The following is a 16665-nucleotide window of genomic DNA, read 5'->3' on the forward strand; positions in this document are numbered from 1 at the left end:
CCGGCCGGGGCCTCATGTCCGCTGCGCCAGCATGGCCCACAGAAAGCCCTCGCCGAACAGCCCGCTTTCGGCCGGCCGCTGCGGCTTCATCTGGCGCAGCTGGCGGATGCGAAACAATGTGCTGCCGTCCCAGATCTCGCGCAGCGCGGGCTCGCTATAGCCGAGCCCGCCGCCCAGGCTGCGGCGCTCATAGACCTCGGCATCCGACAGGCCACTGCCACCCTCGGGCCGGAAACACACCATGCCGAAGTGCCCGCCCGGCTTCAGGGCTGCGGCGACCAGCTGCAGATAGCTGTCCCGGCGGTGCGGCGGCAGGTGATGGAACAGGCCCGAGTCATAGACCAGGTCGTAGCCACCGGTTGCCAGCGCGAGATCGAAGACCGATGCCTGCTGCAGCCGCAGGCTGACACCGGCTTCGCTTGCGCGCTGCGTGGCCCAGGAAATCGCCGCCTGCGAATAATCGACCGCTGTGACGTCTGCAAAACCCGAGCGCGCCAGCAAGACGGCATTGCGCCCATTGCCGCAACCCAGATCCAGTGCCGTGCCGTGCCGTGCGGCGCGATCAGGCCGTCCGCGAGCCATTCATGCAGACACTCGTCCGGCGCGCTGCCGAAGAAGGGCACCGGCCGGGCCCGGTCGGCGTAGAAGCCGTCCCACCAGGCGCTGTGCCGGTCGGCCAGCAGCGCGTCGAGGGCGGCGAGCTCGGCTGGGGATTGCGGATTCTGAAGGAAGTTCATGGTGTGGCGCTGGGCTTTGACAGGACTTGCAAGAGATCAGCCCGGCTGCTGCGGCATACTCAGCACCACACTCAAGCCCCCATCGCGACGGTTGCTCAGCGCGATGCGCCCGCCGTGGGCCTCGGCGATCTCGCGGGCCAGGGCCAGGCCCAGGCCGGAGCCGCTGCGCTTGGTCGAGTAGAAGGGCAAGAGGGCCTGGCTCAGCACGGTCTCGCTCATGCCGGGGCCGCCATCGGAGACGGTCAGGCGCAAGTCCTGACCCTCGTGGGCAACACCCAGCGTGATGGCCTCGGGCGGGCCGCCGGCCTCGTGGGCGTTCTTCAGCAGGTTGATCAGGGCCTGCTCGATTTGCGCCGCGTCGAAATGGCCGGGGCGCTGCGGCAGCGCACCGTCCAGGCGGAAGCTGTAGTGCGCGCCCAGGCGATCCAGCAGGGTGGCCCAGTCGACCTCGGCGGGCTGCGGCGCCGGCAGCTTGGCGAAGCGGGCATAGCCATCGAGGAACTGGTGCAGATGGCGGGCGCGGTCGCCGATGCTGGCGAACACACCGGGCAGGCGGGCCAGGTGCTCGGTGCCGCCGCGGCGCGCCAGTTCGGCTCCGCTATGGGCCAGCGAGGAGATTGGCGCCAGCGAGTTGTTCAGCTCGTGGCTGATCACCCGTATCACCCGTTTCCAGCTCGCCACCTCCTGGCGCGACAGCTCGCGGGTCATGCGGCGCAGCAGGCGCAGGCGGTGCGGCCGGCCCTGCAGGCGGAACTCGCGCTGCGACAGGTGGAAGCTCTCCTCGGCGCCGTCCAGCTCCAGGCTGAACAGGCCGTCCTGCTGGGTCTGCATGGCCTCGCGCAGCGCGGCCGGCGCCTCGGCCAGCAGCGCGCTGAAGTCCGCGCCCTGGATGCTGCGGCCTTCGGCCAGCAGCTGGCGGGCGGCGATATTGGCATAGACCACGCGCTCGCCGGCATCGCTGAGCACCAGCGCGACGGGGGTGTTCTGCACCACCGTGTCCAGCAGCAGCTCGCGCTGGGCCAGATGCTGGCGCTGCTCGCGCAGCGCGTGGCCCAGTTCCTGGTGCAGGCGCATCAGCGCCTGCATCTCGGCGCTGGCGCCGGGCGCATCGGCGGCGATCGAGCTGCCGAACTCGCCGTCGCGGTAGCTCAGCACCGCGCCCTCGAGCGCTCGCAGCAGGCGCGCCAGCGGCGCGCTGAGCCCATGGGCGATCAACCAGGCCAGCGGCAGCAGCATCAGGCCGGTCAGCGCCAGCGCGGCTGGCGCGCTCAGCGCGGGCTGGCCCAGCAGGGCCAGCAGCTGCGGCAGCGGCCAGACGCTCAGGCCGGCATGCAGGGCCAGCGTGCCCACGCCCGTGGCGACCAGGCCCAGCGTGAGCCGGTTGGCCAGGGTGTTCAGCCGCGTCATTTCAGCCACATCAGGGCGCGTCCATGCCGTAGCGCTCCATGCGCCGGTACAGGGCCTGGCGCGACAGGCCCAGCGCCTGGGCCGCGCGGCTGACCACGCCGCCGGCGCTGTTCAGCGCGGCCTGCACGGCCTCGCGGCTGGGCTCGTCCAGATTGCGGTGCGCCGCGGGCGCCGGTAGGGCCAGCAGCTCCGGCCCTACGGTCTGCCCGTCGGCCAGCAGGGCGGCCCGCTCGATGACATTCTTCAGCTCGCGCACATTGCCGGGCCAGGCATGGGCTAGCAGCGCGGCGCGGGCGCCGTCGCTGAGCGTGGCGCGCCCGGCCAGAAAATGCTCGGCCAGCGGCAGGATGTCATCGCCGCGCTCGGCCAGGGCCGGCAGCGCGATCTCGATGACATTGAGCCGGTAGTACAGATCCTCTCGGAAGCTGCCGGCGCGCACCATCGCGCGCAGATCGGCATTGGTGGCGCTGAGCACGCGCACCTTGACCTCGCGCGTGCGGCTTGATCCGAGGCGCTCGAAGCGGCCGGTCTCGAGCACGCGCAGAAGCTTGACCTGGCCGGCCAGCGGCAGGTTGCCGATCTCGTCGAGAAACAGCGTGCCGCCGTCGGCTGCTTCGAAGCGGCCCTCGCGCGCCCGGGTCGAGCCGGTGAAAGCACCACTCTCGGAGCCGAACAGCTCGGCCTCGATCAGCTCGCCGGGCAGCGCGCCGCAGTTGACCGCGACAAATGGCGCGCCGGTCAGGCCCGAGTTCGCATGCACGATGGCCGCGACCCGCTCCTTGCCGCTGCCATTGGGGCCGGTGATCAGCACCGGCGCCGCCGAGCGGGCCACCTGGCAGGCCAGCTCCAGGCAGCGCAGCATCGCATCGGACGCGAACACCAGGCCGTCGAGCCGGTAGCGCCCGGCCAGCGCCTCGTGCCGGCGGCGCCGCTCACGGCGGCCGCTGTGCAGGGCGCGGCTGCTCTCGGCCAGCTCCAGCAGGTTCTCCACCGTGGCCAAGAGCTTGGCGTCGTCCCAGGGCTTGGCCAGGTAGTCGGCGGCCCCGGCCTTGACCAGGGCCACCGCGCTCTCCAGATGGGTCCAGGCGGTCAGCAATATGACCGGCAGGTCGGGCCGAGCCGCACGCAGCGCCTTGAACAAGACCTGACCCTCGAGCCCGGAGGTGGTGTCGGCCTGGAAATTCATGTCCTGTATCACCAGGTCCACGTCCTCGCGTTCGAGCAGGGCCAGGCCCTGGGCCGGGTCCGGCGCCACCAGCGCGCGGATGTCGTGCAGCGAGAGCAGCAGAGCCAGGGCCTCGCCCACGCCGGGGTGGTCATCGATGATCAAGACGGTTCGCATTGGGGCGGACTTTAATTCAGCCCCCGCATCACCGACATGGGCGGCAGCGCCGCCGCGCGGCGCGCGGGGCCCAGCACGGCCAGCTGACCCAGGGCCCACAGCAGCAGCGCACCGATGGGCAGGTAGAGCAGCGGCAGGCGCGGCAGCTCGTACTGCGTCATCAAGAGCAGATTGATGCCATAGGCCAGCACCATGCCCAGCGTGATGCCTATGCTGGAGAGCAGGAAGTTCTCGGTCTGGAAGTAGCGCAGGATCTGAGTCCGGCTGGCGCCCAAGGCGCGACGCGTGCCTATCATGCGGCTGCGTTGCTGCACCCAGAAGCTGGCCAGACCGACGATGCCGAAGGCCGTCACCACCAGCATGGCCGCGCAGACCGCCAGCAGCAGGCCCACCATGAAGCGGTCCTGGCGGTAGTAGTCGGCGCGCATATCGGCCAGGCTGCGCTGGTTGCGCACGACCCGCTTGGTGCCGACGCTGCCCTTGACCAGGGTATCGACCGCGGTCTTCAGCACCGCGTCGCGCTGCTCGGGGGCGACGCGCAGCACATAGCTGCCGCCGCGGTAGCTGCTGCGTATCGGCAGCATCACCGCGTGCAGGTCCGATTCGTCGCGGCCCCGCAGATAGGGCGAGGGCAACCGCTCCAGCACGCCCACGACGCGCTGCGGCGCATCCGGGCCGTAGAGATAGACCAGTTGCCCCAGCGCCGAGCGACCGGGGAACAACCGCGTGGCCAGGCGCTGGTTGATGATGATGGCCGGCACCTTGGGCTCGGCGTCGTCGCGAAATACCGCCGAGGCATCGGCATACTCGGCCGGCTCGAAGTCGCGGCCCTCGACCAGGCGCAGGCCCAGGGTTTCCAGCCAGCCCTCGCCCGCGTTGTAGGCGCTGACGCTGATGCCGCGTTTGTTGGGATCGGGCGTGGTGCGCAGGCCACTGCCGTAGGAGCTGGCGCCGAAGGGAATCTGGTTGACCAGAACGGCGCTCTTGACGCCGGCCAGGTCGCGCAGCGCGCGCAGATCGCTGCGGGTCTGCACCTCGGCATTGTCGGCGCGCACGACGCCGGCCATGCCGATCACCAGCAGCTCCTGGTCGGCCATGCCGGTGGGCGCGCCGATCAGGTCCAGGCGCTCGTTGATCAGGAACAGCGCGTTGGCGACGATGGCGCAGGTCAGCGCGATCTGCAGCACGATCAGGCCGGCCGCGGTCTTGTGGCGCTTCAGCGTCGAGAGAATCGGCAGGATATCCATCATTGAGCCTTCAGCTGGATTGCGGGAGTGATCTGGCAGGCGCGCCAGGCCGGCAGCAGGCCGGCGATCAGGCTGGCCAGCAGGGCCAGGGCCAGGGTCGTGGCCAGCATGACCGGGTCGAGGCGGGCCAGCTCGGCATGGGCACTGCCGTCCTGGCGCACGGCCCACAGCCCGGCCCAGGTCAGCGCCAGGCCCAGCAGACCGCCGACCAGACCCAGGCTGCCGGCCTCGACCAGGAACTGCGCGAAGATCGCGCGCTTGGACGCCCCCAGCGCGCGCCGCACGCCGATCTCGCCGCTGCGGCGCAGGCATTTGGCCAGCAGCAGGCCGACGGTATTGGTCAGGCAGACCAGCAGGAAACCAAAGGCCAGCCACAGCTGCAGCCGGATGTCGCTGGGCACGGCCTTGCGCACCAGCAGCCAGTCCATCACCGAGAGCAGGCGGGCATTGGCGGGCCGCTCGAAGCGCCCGGCGCTGCGCTGCTGTTCGCTGTAGTGGTTCAGGTGGCTGCGGTAGGCCTCGCGCTGCTCGGCCGTGTCGAGCTGGACCCAGTACTGGACCCAGGCACAGGGGGCGCTCAGCTCGCGCGGGTCGTTGACGCTGCTGTTGCCCCAGCAATTGGTATTGCCCGAGGTGCCGAAGCGCAGCGCCATCGCGGTCTGGAACGGCGCATAGACCTGGGCCGCCTCGCTGTAGGCGCCCAGCGTCAGGTCGAAGAAGTGAGGCGCCGGGCGCCAGCTGTCGAGCACGCCGACGATGGTCAGGTCCTTGTCGCCGATGCGCAGCAGCTTGCCGACGCTCATGCTGCTGCCGAACAGGCGCTCGCTGAGCTCGCGCGAGATCACCGCGACGCGGGCCTGGGCGCTGTCATCGGCGGCGCTCCAGCCCTGGCCCTGCAGAAAGCGCGGCTCGAACATCGCGAAGAAATCGCTGCTGGCCCAGCGCGCGCGCACGTTGAACGGGGTCTGCTCGGGGCGGCCCGAGCCGGCCGGGTCCAGCGCCACATCGCCGCCGCTCATCATCACCTGGTGCACGCCGCGCGCCTCGCGCAGCAGGGCCTCGGCATCGAAGCGGGTCAGCTGCAGGCCGGGCTCTTCGCCGGGTGTGTAGTCGCGCATGCTCTCGGCATCGAGCTGCACATTGAAGAGCCGCGCGCTCTTGTGCGGGATCGGGTCGCCGGCCAGCACGCGGAACACGGTCAAGGTGGTCATGCAGGCGCCGACGCCCAGCGCGATCGCGATCACCATCAGCGCGCTGAGGGCTTTGCTGCGCCTGAAGCTGCGCAGCGCCAGGGAGAGGTAGTAGCTGAACATGGTGTTTTCCTTCACTCCTGCAGCAGCGCGTTGACCGCTGCCAAGTGGGTTTCGTCGATGGCGCCGGCCGCCTGCCGGAGTTGCAGACGGGCCAGCACATACTGGTGGCGGGCCTGGGAGTAAGCGCCCTGGGCGGCGGCCTGGTTCTGGATCGCCAGCAGCAGATCGGTCATGCTGCGGGTGCCCAGCTCCTGGCCGGTCTGGGTGGCGGCCAGGGCCCGGCCGGCGGCCTCGACCGCGCTGCGGGTGCTGTCCAGCTGGGCGGCGCCCAGCTGCACCGCGTCGAACTGCGCCAGCGTCTCGCGCACCACGCGGCGGCGGCGCTGCTCCAGCGCCTCGCGGGCGCCGTCGCGCTGGTAGGCGGCCTGGCGGCGCTGTGCTTCGGTGGCGCCGCCGGCGAACAGCGGCAGGCTCAGGCTCAGGCCCAGCGTGGTGTCGCTTCTGCCCGCACCGGCGCCCGAGCCGGCGCCCGCGGTCGGCGGCCAGTGGCGGCCGCTCTCCAGCGCCAGGCTCAGGGTCGGCAGATGGGCGGCGCGGGCCGCGTCCAGCGCCTGCTCGCTGGCGGACAGGGCCAGTTGCTCGGCGCGCAGCGCCGGGTTGTCGCGCAGCGCCTGCGTCACCCAGGTGTCGCGCTCGGCCGCCTCGGGCGGCAGCGCAGCCAGGTCCTGACTCAGGGGCTTGAGAGAGCCGGTCGGGCTGCCTGTGATCTCGGCCAGGGCTTCGCGGGCGTCGAGCAGGGCCTTGCGCGCGGCCACGGTGTTGGCGCGGGCCAGCGCGTGGTAGGTGCGGGCCTGTTCGATATCGACCTGGGCGCCCAGGCCGGCCGCGAAGCGGGCCTGGGCCTGCTGGACCTGGCGGGCGAAGGCGTCTTCATTGGCCTGCACGGTGGCCAGCGCGTCGCTGGCGCTCAGCACTCCGAAGTAAGCCTGGGCCACCCGCACCAGCAGGGCCTGCCGGGCCGCCTGCAGCAGGGCCTGCTGGCCCTCGTCGCGCGCCTGGGCCGAGCGCAGCCGGGCCATGCGGGAGAAGTCCAGCAGCACCTGGCTGATGCGGTGCTGCAGCTCGCGCGAGCGCTGCTCGCTGCTGCCCGCCAGGCGCTGGTGCTCCTGGGTCCACGCCAGCGTCCATTGCGGCAGCAGCGGCGCGCGCGCCTGGCCGAGCTCCTCGCGGGCGCCGCCGCGCGCGGCCTCGGCGGCGGCCAGCACCGGGTCGCTGGTGCGGGCCTGGGCATAGGCCTGCAGCAGATCCTCGGCCGCCCCGGCAAGACCTGGCAGCAGCGCCAGCATCATCAGCAGTAGCGTTGCTGTCTTAGGCCGCATGACGTTCCAGGGTCGACAGATCGCTCGTGATGTCGACCACCTGGCCGTCGATCACATGCACATTGCGCTGGGCGCGGGCGGCCAGCTGGGGATCGTGGGTGACCATCACGATGGTGGCGCCTTCGCGGTGCAGCTCCTCCAGCAGCTCCATCACGCTGCGCGCCATCTGGCTGTCGAGGTTGCCGGTCGGCTCGTCGGCCAGCAGCAGGCGCGGGCCGCCGGCCAGCGCTCGGGCGATCGCGACGCGCTGCTGCTGGCCGCCCGACAGCTCGGCCGGGTAGTGGCGGGCCCGCGAGGCCAGGCCGACCCGCTCCAGCGAGTCGCGCACCCGCAGGGCCCGCTCGGCGCTGTTGAAGCCGCGGTAGCGCAGCGGCACCTCGATGTTGTCGGCCACATTGAGGTCGCCGATCAGGTTGAAGGCCTGGAAGATGAAGCCGATCTTCTCGTTGCGCAGGCGTGAGCGCTGGGCGTCGCCGAGGCCGCTGACGTCGACGCCGTCGAGCTCGTAGCGGCCGCTGCTGTGCGCTTCCAGCAGGCCGGCAATGGTCAGGAAGGTGGTCTTGCCCGAGCCCGAGGGGCCTGTGACGGCGACGAACTCGCCCTCCTTGACGGTCAGATTGAAGTCGCGCAGCGCATAGGTCTCGACCATTTCGGTGCGGTAGACCTTGGCCAGGCCGGTCATCTTGAGCATTTCTTGTGTCCCTTCAGTTGGCAATCGTCACCCGGTCCGCGCCCTGGAAGGCGTCGGCACCGGCAATCACGACCCGGTCGCCTGCCTTCAGGCCGGCCAGGATCTCGATCTTGTCGAGGCTGCGCGCGCCCAGGCGCACCGCCACCTTCTCGGCCACGCCCTCGCGCAGCACATAGGCATGGGTGCCGCCGGCCTCGTCGGCAAAGCTGCCGCGCGCGACGCCGAGCACCTGCTCGCGCTTGTCCAGCAGCACGCGCACCGACAGGCGCTGGTTCTGGCGCAGCTGCTCCGGCGCCTCGCCGTCAAAGCGCAGCCGCGCCGCGACCTCGCCGTTGACCACCTCGGGCGAGATGCTGTTGACCCGGCCGCGCCAGCTGCGACCATTGCCGCTGATATCGCCGGGCATGCCGATCGCCAGCTCGCGGGCAAAGCTCTCGCCCACCTGCATCTGCAGCTCCAGCGCCGAAAGGTCGACCACGGTCAGCAGCGGCGCGTCGCGCGCCACCTGGGCCCGCTGCGCCACCAGCAGCTGGCCCACCTGGCCGTCCACCGGCGAGCGCAGCTCCAGCTCGGCGAGCTGGCGCCGCAGGTCCTGCACCAGCAGGTTCTGGCGCTCCAGCGCCTGGCGCCTGGCCTGGACATCGAACTTCAGGCTGGCCTCGCTCAGGCCGAGGCCGGACTCGGCCTGGGCCAGCGTGATACGCGCCTTCTCCAGCGCGTCGCGCGCCTGCTCGACCTGCATGCCGGCGGTGGCGCCGGCCTCGAAGGCCTGGGTCTGGCGGGCCAGATGGTTCTGCGCCGTCTGCCGGTCGATCTTGGCGTTCTCCCAGGCGCTTTGCAGCGCGGCGCGCTGCTGGCGGGCCTGGACCTCGGCGCGCAGCAGCTCGGTACGCATCGCGTCGGCATTGCTTTGCTCCTGGGCCAGGCGGGCACTCAGCTCGGGGCTGGCGATGCGGCCGAGCAGCTGGCCGCGCTTGACGCCGTCGCCGGCGCGCACCTCCAGGCTCAGGCTGCCGGCCTGCGGGGCATAGAGCGTCGGGCTGTTGGCCGCGACGACCCGGCCCTCGCCGGCCACATCGCGCACCAGCGGCCCCAAGGTCACGGTGGCCACGGTCAGGCGCGACAGGCTGACCGAGGCCTGGCCGGCGGCCAGGCGCTGCACCGAAGGCCAGACGGCCACGGCCGTCGCCAGGGCGATCAAGGGCAAGGCCAGCATCAGCAGGCGGCGTCGGCCCGAGCGGCTTGGCAGGGGACGGTCTTGGGCGGAGGTGTCGCGGATCATGCCGCTCTTGATTGCAAAGCCCGTGCCTGCCCCCGATGGACGGGAAAATTATTGAAAATCAATGACTTAATGCGCGGGGTGTTGGCCGCTTCGGTGTCCGCGGACAGCTGTCCGGACGGCCGGCGGACAGTCGGGCAGGGGATAATCGGTCGATGAACGCCCCCCAAAACGACAAGCTCTCTTTTGCCCAGCTGCCGCTGAGCCCCGCGATGCAGGCCAATCTGGCCCAGCTCGGCTACACCCAGATGACCCCGATTCAGGCCGCCAGCCTGCCGCTGGCCCTGGCCGGCCAGGACGTGATCGCCCAGGCCCAGACCGGCAGCGGCAAGACCGCCGCCTTCGCGCTGTCGCTGCTGCATCGGCTGGACGCGGCCGACCTGCGCGTGCAGACCCTGGTGCTGTGCCCGACCCGCGAGCTGGCCGATCAGGTGACGCAGGAGATCCGCCGCCTGGCGCGCGCGGCCGACAATATCAAGATCCTGACGTTGTGCGGCGGCTCGCCGATGAAGCCCCAGATGGACAGCCTGGGCTTTGGCTGCCATATCGCGGTGGGCACGCCGGGCCGGGTGATGGACCATCTGGAGCGCGGCAGCCTGAGCCTGGGCAAGCTGAACACCCTGGTGCTCGACGAGGCCGACCGCATGCTGGACATGGGCTTCATCGACGACATCAAGACCATCGCCAAGCAGGCGCCCAAGACCCGCCAGACCCTGCTGTTCTCGGCCACCTATCCGGAAGCCATCGTCGAGCTGAGCCGGCAGTTCATGCGCGAGCCCAAGGAAGTGAAGCTCGGGGCCACCGATGTGACCCGGGCCCCGGCGCAGATCCGCCAGCTGGCCTATGAGGTGGCCGAGAGCGAGCGCCTGCATGCGGTGTCGCTGCTGCTGAACCATTTCCGCCCGGCCAGCACGATCGCCTTCTGCAATACCAAGGCGCAGTGCCGCGACCTGGTCGATGTGCTGCAAGGCCAGGGCTTTGTCGCGATGGCTCTGCACGGCGATCTGGAGCAGCGCGATCGCGACCAGGTGCTGATCCAGTTCGCCAACAAGAGCTGCTCGGTGCTGGTGGCCACTGATGTGGCGGCGCGTGGCCTTGACATTGCCCAGCTGGAATGCGTGATCAATGTCGATACCACGCCCGATGCCGAGGTCCATGTGCACCGCATCGGCCGCACCGGCCGCGCCGGCGCCGAAGGGCTGGCGCTGACCCTGGCCAGCCTGGATGAGATGGGCCGCATCGGCCGCATCGAGCAGATGCTGGGCAAGGAGTCGAGCTGGCAGTCGCTGGATACGCTGACGCCCACGCCCGGCCCTGTGATGCAACCGCCGATGGAGACCCTGCAGATCCTCGGTGGCCGCAAGGACAAGATCCGCCCCGGCGACATCGTCGGCGCGCTGACCGGCGAGGCCGGCTATGCCTTCGAGCAGATTGGCAAGATCAATGTGACCGAGTTCCACAGCTATGTGGCGGTCGAGCGCAGCATCGCCCGCGAGGCGGTCGTGCGCCTGTCCAACGGCAAGCTCAAGGGCCGCAAGGTCAAGGTGCGGCGCATGGCGGACCTGGCCGAGCTGTAAGCGGCGTGAATAGCTGGCGTTTCATCCCCCGATCGCAGGAGTCGGGGCGCTGAAACGAGACCTTTGCACGCGCAGTCCGCGTAGGGCCGCCTAGGCTTGATCCGTGCAACGCCTCAGGAGCCCATCATGGACAGCTCACGCAGCCCCTTCGAACTGCGTTTCCAGTCACTTTTCGACACCGGCAAGGCCTTGGCCTTTCCCTGCGATGAGCGCGGCAATGTGGCGCTGGACCAGCTGAGCCCGCGGGCGCTGACCAACTATCTGTTTGCCCGCACCGTGATCGGGCGGGAGTACGCGACTCCCGCCGTGCTTCTTACTTGCCCCAGCCGTCCCGCAGCCCGGTGACCTTGTTGAAGACCGGCTTGTCGGCTTGGTGGTCGACCGAGTCGGCGATGAAGTAGCCGTGGCGCTCGAACTGGAAGTGGGTGCCGGCCGGCACTGCGGCCAGTGAGGGCTCCAGATAGGCCTGGACGATCTTGCAGCTGTTCGGGTTGATCTCGGTGATGAAGTCGATATCGCCCGCGCCCGGCTGCGGCACGGTGAACAGGCGGTCGTACAGCCGCACCTCGGCCGCAACGGCCTCGTGGGCGCCGACCCAGGTGATCACGCCCTTGACCTTGATCGCATCGGCGCCCGGCGTGCCGCTCTTGGTGTCGGGCACGATGCTGGCCAGCACGGCGGTGATGTTGCCGTCCGCATCCTTCTCGCAGCCCGTGCACTCGACCACATAGCCGTACTTGAGCCGCGTCTTGTTGCCCGGGAACAGGCGGTGGTAGCCCTTGCTGGGCACCTCCATGAAGTCCTCGCGCTCGACCCACAGCTCGGGGCCGAAGCTGAAGTCGCGCTGGCCCAGCTCGGGCAGATGCGGGTGGGCCGGGGCGTGGCAAGGTTCGCGGTGTTCCAGCGAGCCGAAGATCTCGGCGAAGTTGGTCAGCTTCAGCTTGAGCGGCTCCAGCACCACGCTGGCGCGCGCTGCCTTGCCTTCCAGATCGGCGCGCAGATAGCCGTCCAGCACGGAGTAGTCCAGCCAGCTATTGGTCTTGGTGGTGCCGGAGCCGTCCACCATCGCGCGGATGCTCTCGGGCGTGTAGCCGCGTCGGCGCATGCCCACCAGGGTCGGCATGCGCGGGTCGTCCCAGCCGGTCACATGGCCTTCCTCGACCAGCTGGCGCAGCTTGCGCTTGCTTGTGACCACATAGCTGAGGTTCAGGCGGCCGAACTCGTATTGGCGGGGCAGCGGCCGGGCCAAGAGGCCGCCGTCGGCCAGGTGCTCGAGCAGCCAGTCGTAGAAGGGCCGCTGGTCCTCGAACTCCAAGGTGCAGATCGAGTGGGTGATGCGCTCCAGCGCGTCCTCGATCGGGTGGGCGTAGGTGTACATCGGGTAGATGCACCAGGTGTCGCCGGTGTTGTGGTGGGTGGCGCGGCGGATGCGGTACAGCGCCGGGTCGCGCAGATTGATATTGGGCGAGGCCATATCGATCTTGGCGCGTAGCACCATCGCGCCGTCCGGATGCTTGCCGTCGCGCATCTCGCGAAAACGCGCCAGGTTTTCTGCGGGCGAGCGGTCGCGGAAGGGGCTGTTGGTGCCGGGCGTGGTGAAGTCGCCGCGGTTCGCGCGCATCTGCTCCGGCGTCTGCTCATCGACATAGGCGTCGCCGGCCGTGATCAGGTGCTCGGCCGCGCGGTACATGAAGTCAAAGTAATTGCTGGCGTAGAACAGGTGCGAGGTGGTCTTGCCCTCGGACTCGGCATCCCAGCTCCAGCCCAGCCAGGCCACCATCTCCTTGATCGCGTCGACGTATTCCTGCTCTTCCTTCTCCGGGTTGGTGTCGTCGAAGCGCAGATGGCAGATGCCGCCATAGTCGCGCGCCAGACCGAAATTCAGGCAGATGGCCTTGGCATGGCCGACGTGCAGATAGCCGTTGGGCTCGGGCGGGAAGCGGGTGCGGATCTTGGCCGGGTCCAGCGGGCCGGCGCCGTGGTGCTGCGCATCGCCCGGGCTGCCGGCAAAACGGCGCTCACCCTGCATCTGGCCCTGGCCTTCGAGATCGCGCTCGATGATGGCGCGCAGGAAGTTATGGGGTTTCAGAGCTTCGTCGTTCGTCGGCTGGGACATCGGGAGGCAGCGGCTGGCGCTGTCGGGGTTGGTGTGATTGGTTGGCGATTTTATCGGCAGGAAGGAGCGCGATCTGGCGGCGTAACGGCTTCTCGGCGCGGGCGCGCAGCTGCCCGCAGCCCCCGTCGACATCCTGGCCGGCCGAATCGCGCAATTTGGTCAGCACGCCGCGCTGATGCAGGCGCCGGGCGATGTCCCGGGCCTTGTCCCAGCTGGGGCGGGTGAAGGGCAGCTCGGGCACGCTGTTGTAGGGAATCATGTTCAGCAGGCCGAACTTGCCCTTCAGCAGCGCGACGATGCCGTCCAGCTCGTCCTCGCCGTCGTTGATGCCGTCCAGCAGGGTCCACTGGTACTGGATCGGATAGCCGCTGGCGCGGGCATAGGCCTCGCCGGCCTCGACCAGCTGCTGCGGCGTCAGCCGCGGCGCGCGCGGCAGCAGCTGCTCACGCAGCGCGGCTTTGCTGGTGTGCAGGCTCAGCGCCAGCGCCGGCTTGACCGGGCCTTCGAGCAGGCGCTCGAACACGCGCGGGTCGCCGACGGTCGAGAACACCAGGTTCTTGTGGCCGATATTGCCGGCCGTGCCCAGCAGCTCGATCGCCTCGATGACGTTGTCGAGGTTGTGGGCCGGCTCGCCCATGCCCATGAAGACCACCTTCTTGACCGGTCGCAGCGTGCGCGCCAGCGCCACCTGGGCGACGATCTCGCCGCTCGTCACCTGGCGGATTAGGCCGTCGCGCCCGGTCATGCAGAACTGGCAGCCGACCGCGCAGCCGACCTGGGAGGACACACAGAGTCCGTCGCGCGGCAGCAGCACGCTCTCGACCATCTGCCCATCGACGAGATCGACCAGCAGCCGGGCCGAACCGTCCTCGCCGGGGTGGCTGGAGCGCAGCCTGGCCAGGCCCTGCAACTCAGCCATCAGCGCCGGCAGGGCCTCGCGCACCGTCAGCGGCAGGAAGTCCTCGATGGCGCGCCGGCCCTGGTCCAGTGGCAGGGCCTGCACCCAGTGCCGCAGCAGCCGCTGCACATGAGGCGGCTTGGCGCCCAGGGTGTGCAGGCGGTGTTGAATGTCTTGAATGCGCATCGCGAGGATTGCCAGGAAAATCAGTGTTAACCCTGGGATTGGGCTAAGCTGCGCGGCATTGCCGCCGCTGCCCGATTGTCCTCCATGCCTTTGTCTGTCTCTCGTATCCAGAATCCGCTGCTGCTACAGCGCCTGATGTCGGCCGAGGCCGCCGCCGCGCTGATACCGGCCGGTGCCCATGTGGGCATGAGCGGCTTCACCGGTGCCGGCTACCCCAAGGCCGTGCCGCAGGCGCTGGCCGCGCGCATCGCCGCCGAGAACGCGGCCGGGCGGGAGTTCCGCATCGGCCTGTGGACCGGCGCTTCGACCGCGCCCGAGCTCGATGGCGCGCTGGCCAAGGTCAACGGCGTCGAGATGCGCCTGCCCTACCAGTCCGACCCGACCAGCCGCAAGCGCATCAATGCCGGCGAGATGGAGTACACCGACATCCATCTGAGTCATGTGGCCCAGTACGTCTGGTTCGGCTTCTTCGGCAAGCTGGACGTCGCGGTGATCGAGGTGGCCGGCATCCTGCCGGACGGCCGCTTGATCCCGTCCACCTCGGTGGGCAATAACAAGACCTGGCTGGACCAGGCCGACAAGATCATCCTCGAGGTCAACCACCGCCAGCCGGCCGCGCTGGAGGGCATGCACGACATCTATTACGGCACCGAGCGGCCGCCGCACCGGGTGCCGATCCCGCTGACCCAGGTCAGCGACCGCATCGGCGAGCCCTGGTTGCGCTGCGATCTGAGCAAGGTGGTGGCCGTGGTCGAGACCGGGCAGGGCGACCGCAACAGCGTCTTCGCCGAGCCCGATGCGGTCTCGCGCTCGATCGCCGGCCATCTGATCGAGTTCCTGCAGCAGGAGGTCCAGCGCGGGCGGCTGACGCCGGCCCTGCTGCCGCTGCAGTCGGGCGTCGGCAATATCGCCAATGCGGTGCTGGACGGGCTCAACGCGGGGCCGTTCGAGGGACTGACGGCCTATACCGAGGTGCTGCAGGACGGCATGCTGGCAATGCTGCGCTCGGGCAAGCTGAGCTTTGCCTCGGCCACCGCGTTGTCGCTGAGCCCGGCCGCAGCGGCCGAGTTTGAAGCCCATATCGAGTTCTACCGCTCGCGCATCCTCTTGCGTCCGCAGGAGATCAGCAATCACCCCGAGCTGATACGGCGTCTGGGCCTGATCGCGATGAACGCGATGATAGAAGCCGACATCTACGGCAATGTCAACTCCACCCACATCATGGGCAGCAGCATCATGAACGGCATCGGCGGCTCGGGCGACTTTGCCCGCAACGCCTATCTGTCCATCTTTATGACGCCGTCCACCGCCAAGGACGGCGCAATCTCCTGCATCGTGCCCATGGTCTCGCATGTGGACCACACCGAGCACGATGTGCAGATCATCGTCACCGAGCACGGCCTGGCCGATCTGCGCGGCCTGTCGCCCAAGGAGCGGGCGACCCTGGTGATCGAGCGCTGCGCCCATCCCGACTACCGTCCCGCGCTGCGCGACTATGTGGCGCGCGCTCGCGCCGGTGCTCCGGGCCTGCACACACCGCATCTGCTGGATGAGGCCTTTGCCTGGCACACGCGCTATCTGCGCCAGGGCACGATGCGCACCGACGCCCCATGATTGTTCGCGACCGCCCCTCGGGCCTGCGCCTGTTCTTCGTGCTGCGCGGCTCCATCCTGAAGCAGATCCGCGGCCCGCTGCTGGCCAATATCGCGCTGGCGGTGCTGGTGACGGTCACGCACGGCATCTTCTTCGAGCACAAGGTCATCGTCACGACGATCCCGTTCACCTTGATGGGCCTGCCGCTGGCGATCTTCCTGGGCTTTCGCAACAACGCCTGCTACGACCGCTACTGGGAGGCGCGCAAGCTCTGGGGCGACCTGCTGCTGCGCAGCCGCAACCTGGCCCGCCAGGCGCTCAGCCTGATCGATCTGCCGGGTCAGCCGACGCTGGGCCAGCTGGATGATGTGCGGACCCGCTTGATCCTGCGCGCCATCGCCTTTGCCCAGGCGCTGAAGCACCAGCTGCGCGGCACGCAGGACCACGCCGGCGAGGTGCAGGCCTGGCTGCGGCCGGCTGAATGGCAAGCCCTGACCCCGGCGGTCAATAAATCCGCCGCGCTGATGCTGGCCATGGGGGCCGACCTGAAGCAGGCCCGCGAGCAGGGGCTGGTGGACAGCGTGCGGGCGGCCCAACTCGATGCCACGCTGTCGGCGATCACGGCCGCCGGCGCGGCCTGCGAGCGCATCAAGAGCTCGCCGCTGCCTTTTTCCTACAGCCTGCTGCTGCACCGCACCGCCTACCTCTACTGTTTTCTGCTGCCCTTCGGCCTGGTCGACAGCATCGGCCCGATGACGCCCTTCGTCGTCGCCATCGTGGCCTACACCTTCTTCGGCCTGGATGCGCTGGGCGACGAGATCGAGGAACCGTTCGGCCTGCTGTCCAACGACCTGCCGCTGGACGCGATCTGCCGCAGCATCGAGATCGATATGCGCCAGGCCCTGGGCGATACCGCGCCGCCGCCGGCGCTGCAGCCGGTCGATTACTGCTTGATGTGAG

At 69.5% G+C, this 16665-nt stretch carries 14 protein-coding genes; 4 read left to right on the plus strand and 10 right to left on the minus strand.

Going from position 1 to position 16665, the window contains the following annotated elements; genetic code table 11:
* Positions 1 to 12: 12 nt before the first annotated feature.
* From O5M90_RS26190 to O5M90_RS26225, 8 genes are all read right to left on the minus strand, one after another.
* Positions 13 to 582 carry a class I SAM-dependent methyltransferase gene (locus tag O5M90_RS26190; RefSeq protein WP_269840982.1) on the minus strand — a complete coding sequence of 190 codons (570 nt, stop codon included), beginning with the start codon at positions 580 to 582 and terminating at the stop codon, positions 13 to 15.
* Between the two features lie 191 nt (positions 583 to 773).
* Entirely contained in the window at positions 774 to 2144 is a 1371-nt protein-coding gene (locus tag O5M90_RS26195; protein WP_269840981.1) for a sensor histidine kinase, read from the minus strand.
* Positions 2145 to 2154: 10 nt separating this feature from the next.
* Positions 2155 to 3486 carry a sigma-54-dependent transcriptional regulator gene (locus O5M90_RS26200; RefSeq protein ID WP_440402466.1) on the minus strand — a complete coding sequence of 444 codons (1332 nt, stop codon included), beginning with the start codon at positions 3484 to 3486 and terminating at the stop codon, positions 2155 to 2157.
* Between the two features lie 11 nt (positions 3487 to 3497).
* On the minus strand, positions 3498 to 4733 hold the full coding sequence (locus tag O5M90_RS26205; protein WP_269840979.1) for an ABC transporter permease: 1236 nt from the start codon (positions 4731 to 4733) through the stop codon (positions 3498 to 3500).
* Positions 4733 to 6046, minus strand: coding sequence for an ABC transporter permease (locus tag O5M90_RS26210; RefSeq protein WP_269840978.1), 1314 nt, complete (start codon positions 6044 to 6046; stop codon positions 4733 to 4735). Before O5M90_RS26210 ends, O5M90_RS26205 begins: the two co-directional genes overlap by 1 nt.
* 11 nt (positions 6047 to 6057) lie before the next feature.
* Positions 6058 to 7365 (minus strand): TolC family outer membrane protein, encoded by a 1308-nt coding sequence (locus tag O5M90_RS26215; protein WP_269840977.1) that lies wholly within the window; start codon positions 7363 to 7365, stop codon positions 6058 to 6060.
* Positions 7355 to 8056 carry an ABC transporter ATP-binding protein gene (locus O5M90_RS26220; RefSeq protein WP_269840976.1) on the minus strand — a complete coding sequence of 234 codons (702 nt, stop codon included), beginning with the start codon at positions 8054 to 8056 and terminating at the stop codon, positions 7355 to 7357. Before O5M90_RS26220 ends, O5M90_RS26215 begins: the two co-directional genes overlap by 11 nt.
* A 13-nt stretch (positions 8057 to 8069) precedes the next feature.
* Positions 8070 to 9338 carry an efflux RND transporter periplasmic adaptor subunit gene (locus O5M90_RS26225; protein WP_269840975.1) on the minus strand — a complete coding sequence of 423 codons (1269 nt, stop codon included), beginning with the start codon at positions 9336 to 9338 and terminating at the stop codon, positions 8070 to 8072.
* A gap of 152 nt (positions 9339 to 9490) precedes the next feature.
* Between O5M90_RS26225 and dbpA the strand changes: the two genes are divergently transcribed.
* On the plus strand, positions 9491 to 10912 hold the full coding sequence (dbpA, locus tag O5M90_RS26230; RefSeq protein ID WP_262973832.1) for an ATP-dependent RNA helicase DbpA: 1422 nt from the start codon (positions 9491 to 9493) through the stop codon (positions 10910 to 10912).
* Between the two features lie 126 nt (positions 10913 to 11038).
* On the plus strand, positions 11039 to 11257 hold the full coding sequence (locus O5M90_RS26235) for a hypothetical protein (protein WP_269840974.1): 219 nt from the start codon (positions 11039 to 11041) through the stop codon (positions 11255 to 11257).
* Here the strand turns inward: O5M90_RS26235 and O5M90_RS26240 are convergent.
* On the minus strand, positions 11226 to 13028 hold the full coding sequence (locus O5M90_RS26240; RefSeq protein ID WP_269840973.1) for a glutamine--tRNA ligase/YqeY domain fusion protein: 1803 nt from the start codon (positions 13026 to 13028) through the stop codon (positions 11226 to 11228). The two genes, O5M90_RS26235 and O5M90_RS26240, sit on opposite strands and share 32 nt — an antisense overlap.
* Complete coding sequence (locus tag O5M90_RS26245) at positions 12988 to 14112, minus strand: RNA methyltransferase (RefSeq protein WP_269840972.1); 1125 nt, start codon at positions 14110 to 14112, stop codon at positions 12988 to 12990. The genes O5M90_RS26240 and O5M90_RS26245 overlap by 41 nt, the downstream gene beginning before the upstream one ends.
* Before the next feature lie 84 nt (positions 14113 to 14196).
* Here O5M90_RS26245 and O5M90_RS26250 point away from each other — a divergent pair, with 84 nt between their 5' ends.
* Both O5M90_RS26250 and O5M90_RS26255 read left to right on the plus strand, forming a co-directional pair.
* Positions 14197 to 15726, plus strand: coding sequence for an acetyl-CoA hydrolase/transferase family protein (locus tag O5M90_RS26250; protein ID WP_137943214.1), 1530 nt, complete (start codon positions 14197 to 14199; stop codon positions 15724 to 15726).
* Positions 15723 to 16664, plus strand: coding sequence for a bestrophin family protein (locus O5M90_RS26255; RefSeq protein ID WP_269840971.1), 942 nt, complete (start codon positions 15723 to 15725; stop codon positions 16662 to 16664). Before O5M90_RS26250 ends, O5M90_RS26255 begins: the two co-directional genes overlap by 4 nt.
* Position 16665 lies beyond the last annotated feature (1 nt).

This window comes from Paucibacter sp. M5-1, from assembly GCF_027498415.2.
Taxonomy (GTDB): Bacteria; Pseudomonadota; Gammaproteobacteria; order Burkholderiales; family Burkholderiaceae_C; genus Roseateles_E.

Coding starts and splice junctions, on each gene's coding strand:
- O5M90_RS26235 (WP_269840974.1), top strand. CDS start 11,039: ATGGACAGCTCACGCAGCCCCTTCGAACTGCGTTTCCAGTCACTTTTC.
- O5M90_RS26245 (WP_269840972.1), bottom strand. CDS start 14,112: ATGCGCATTCAAGACATTCAACACCGCCTGCACACCCTGGGCGCCAAG.
- O5M90_RS26190 (WP_269840982.1), bottom strand. CDS start 582: ATGGCTCGCGGACGGCCTGATCGCGCCGCACGGCACGGCACGGCACTG.
- O5M90_RS26255 (WP_269840971.1), top strand. CDS start 15,723: ATGATTGTTCGCGACCGCCCCTCGGGCCTGCGCCTGTTCTTCGTGCTG.
- O5M90_RS26205 (WP_269840979.1), bottom strand. CDS start 4,733: ATGGATATCCTGCCGATTCTCTCGACGCTGAAGCGCCACAAGACCGCG.
- O5M90_RS26250 (WP_137943214.1), top strand. CDS start 14,197: ATGCCTTTGTCTGTCTCTCGTATCCAGAATCCGCTGCTGCTACAGCGC.
- O5M90_RS26220 (WP_269840976.1), bottom strand. CDS start 8,056: ATGCTCAAGATGACCGGCCTGGCCAAGGTCTACCGCACCGAAATGGTC.
- dbpA (WP_262973832.1), top strand. CDS start 9,491: ATGAACGCCCCCCAAAACGACAAGCTCTCTTTTGCCCAGCTGCCGCTG.
- O5M90_RS26195 (WP_269840981.1), bottom strand. CDS start 2,144: ATGACGCGGCTGAACACCCTGGCCAACCGGCTCACGCTGGGCCTGGTC.
- O5M90_RS26215 (WP_269840977.1), bottom strand. CDS start 7,365: ATGCGGCCTAAGACAGCAACGCTACTGCTGATGATGCTGGCGCTGCTG.
- O5M90_RS26200 (WP_440402466.1), bottom strand. CDS start 3,486: ATGCGAACCGTCTTGATCATCGATGACCACCCCGGCGTGGGCGAGGCC.
- O5M90_RS26225 (WP_269840975.1), bottom strand. CDS start 9,338: ATGATCCGCGACACCTCCGCCCAAGACCGTCCCCTGCCAAGCCGCTCG.
- O5M90_RS26240 (WP_269840973.1), bottom strand. CDS start 13,028: ATGTCCCAGCCGACGAACGACGAAGCTCTGAAACCCCATAACTTCCTG.
- O5M90_RS26210 (WP_269840978.1), bottom strand. CDS start 6,046: ATGTTCAGCTACTACCTCTCCCTGGCGCTGCGCAGCTTCAGGCGCAGC.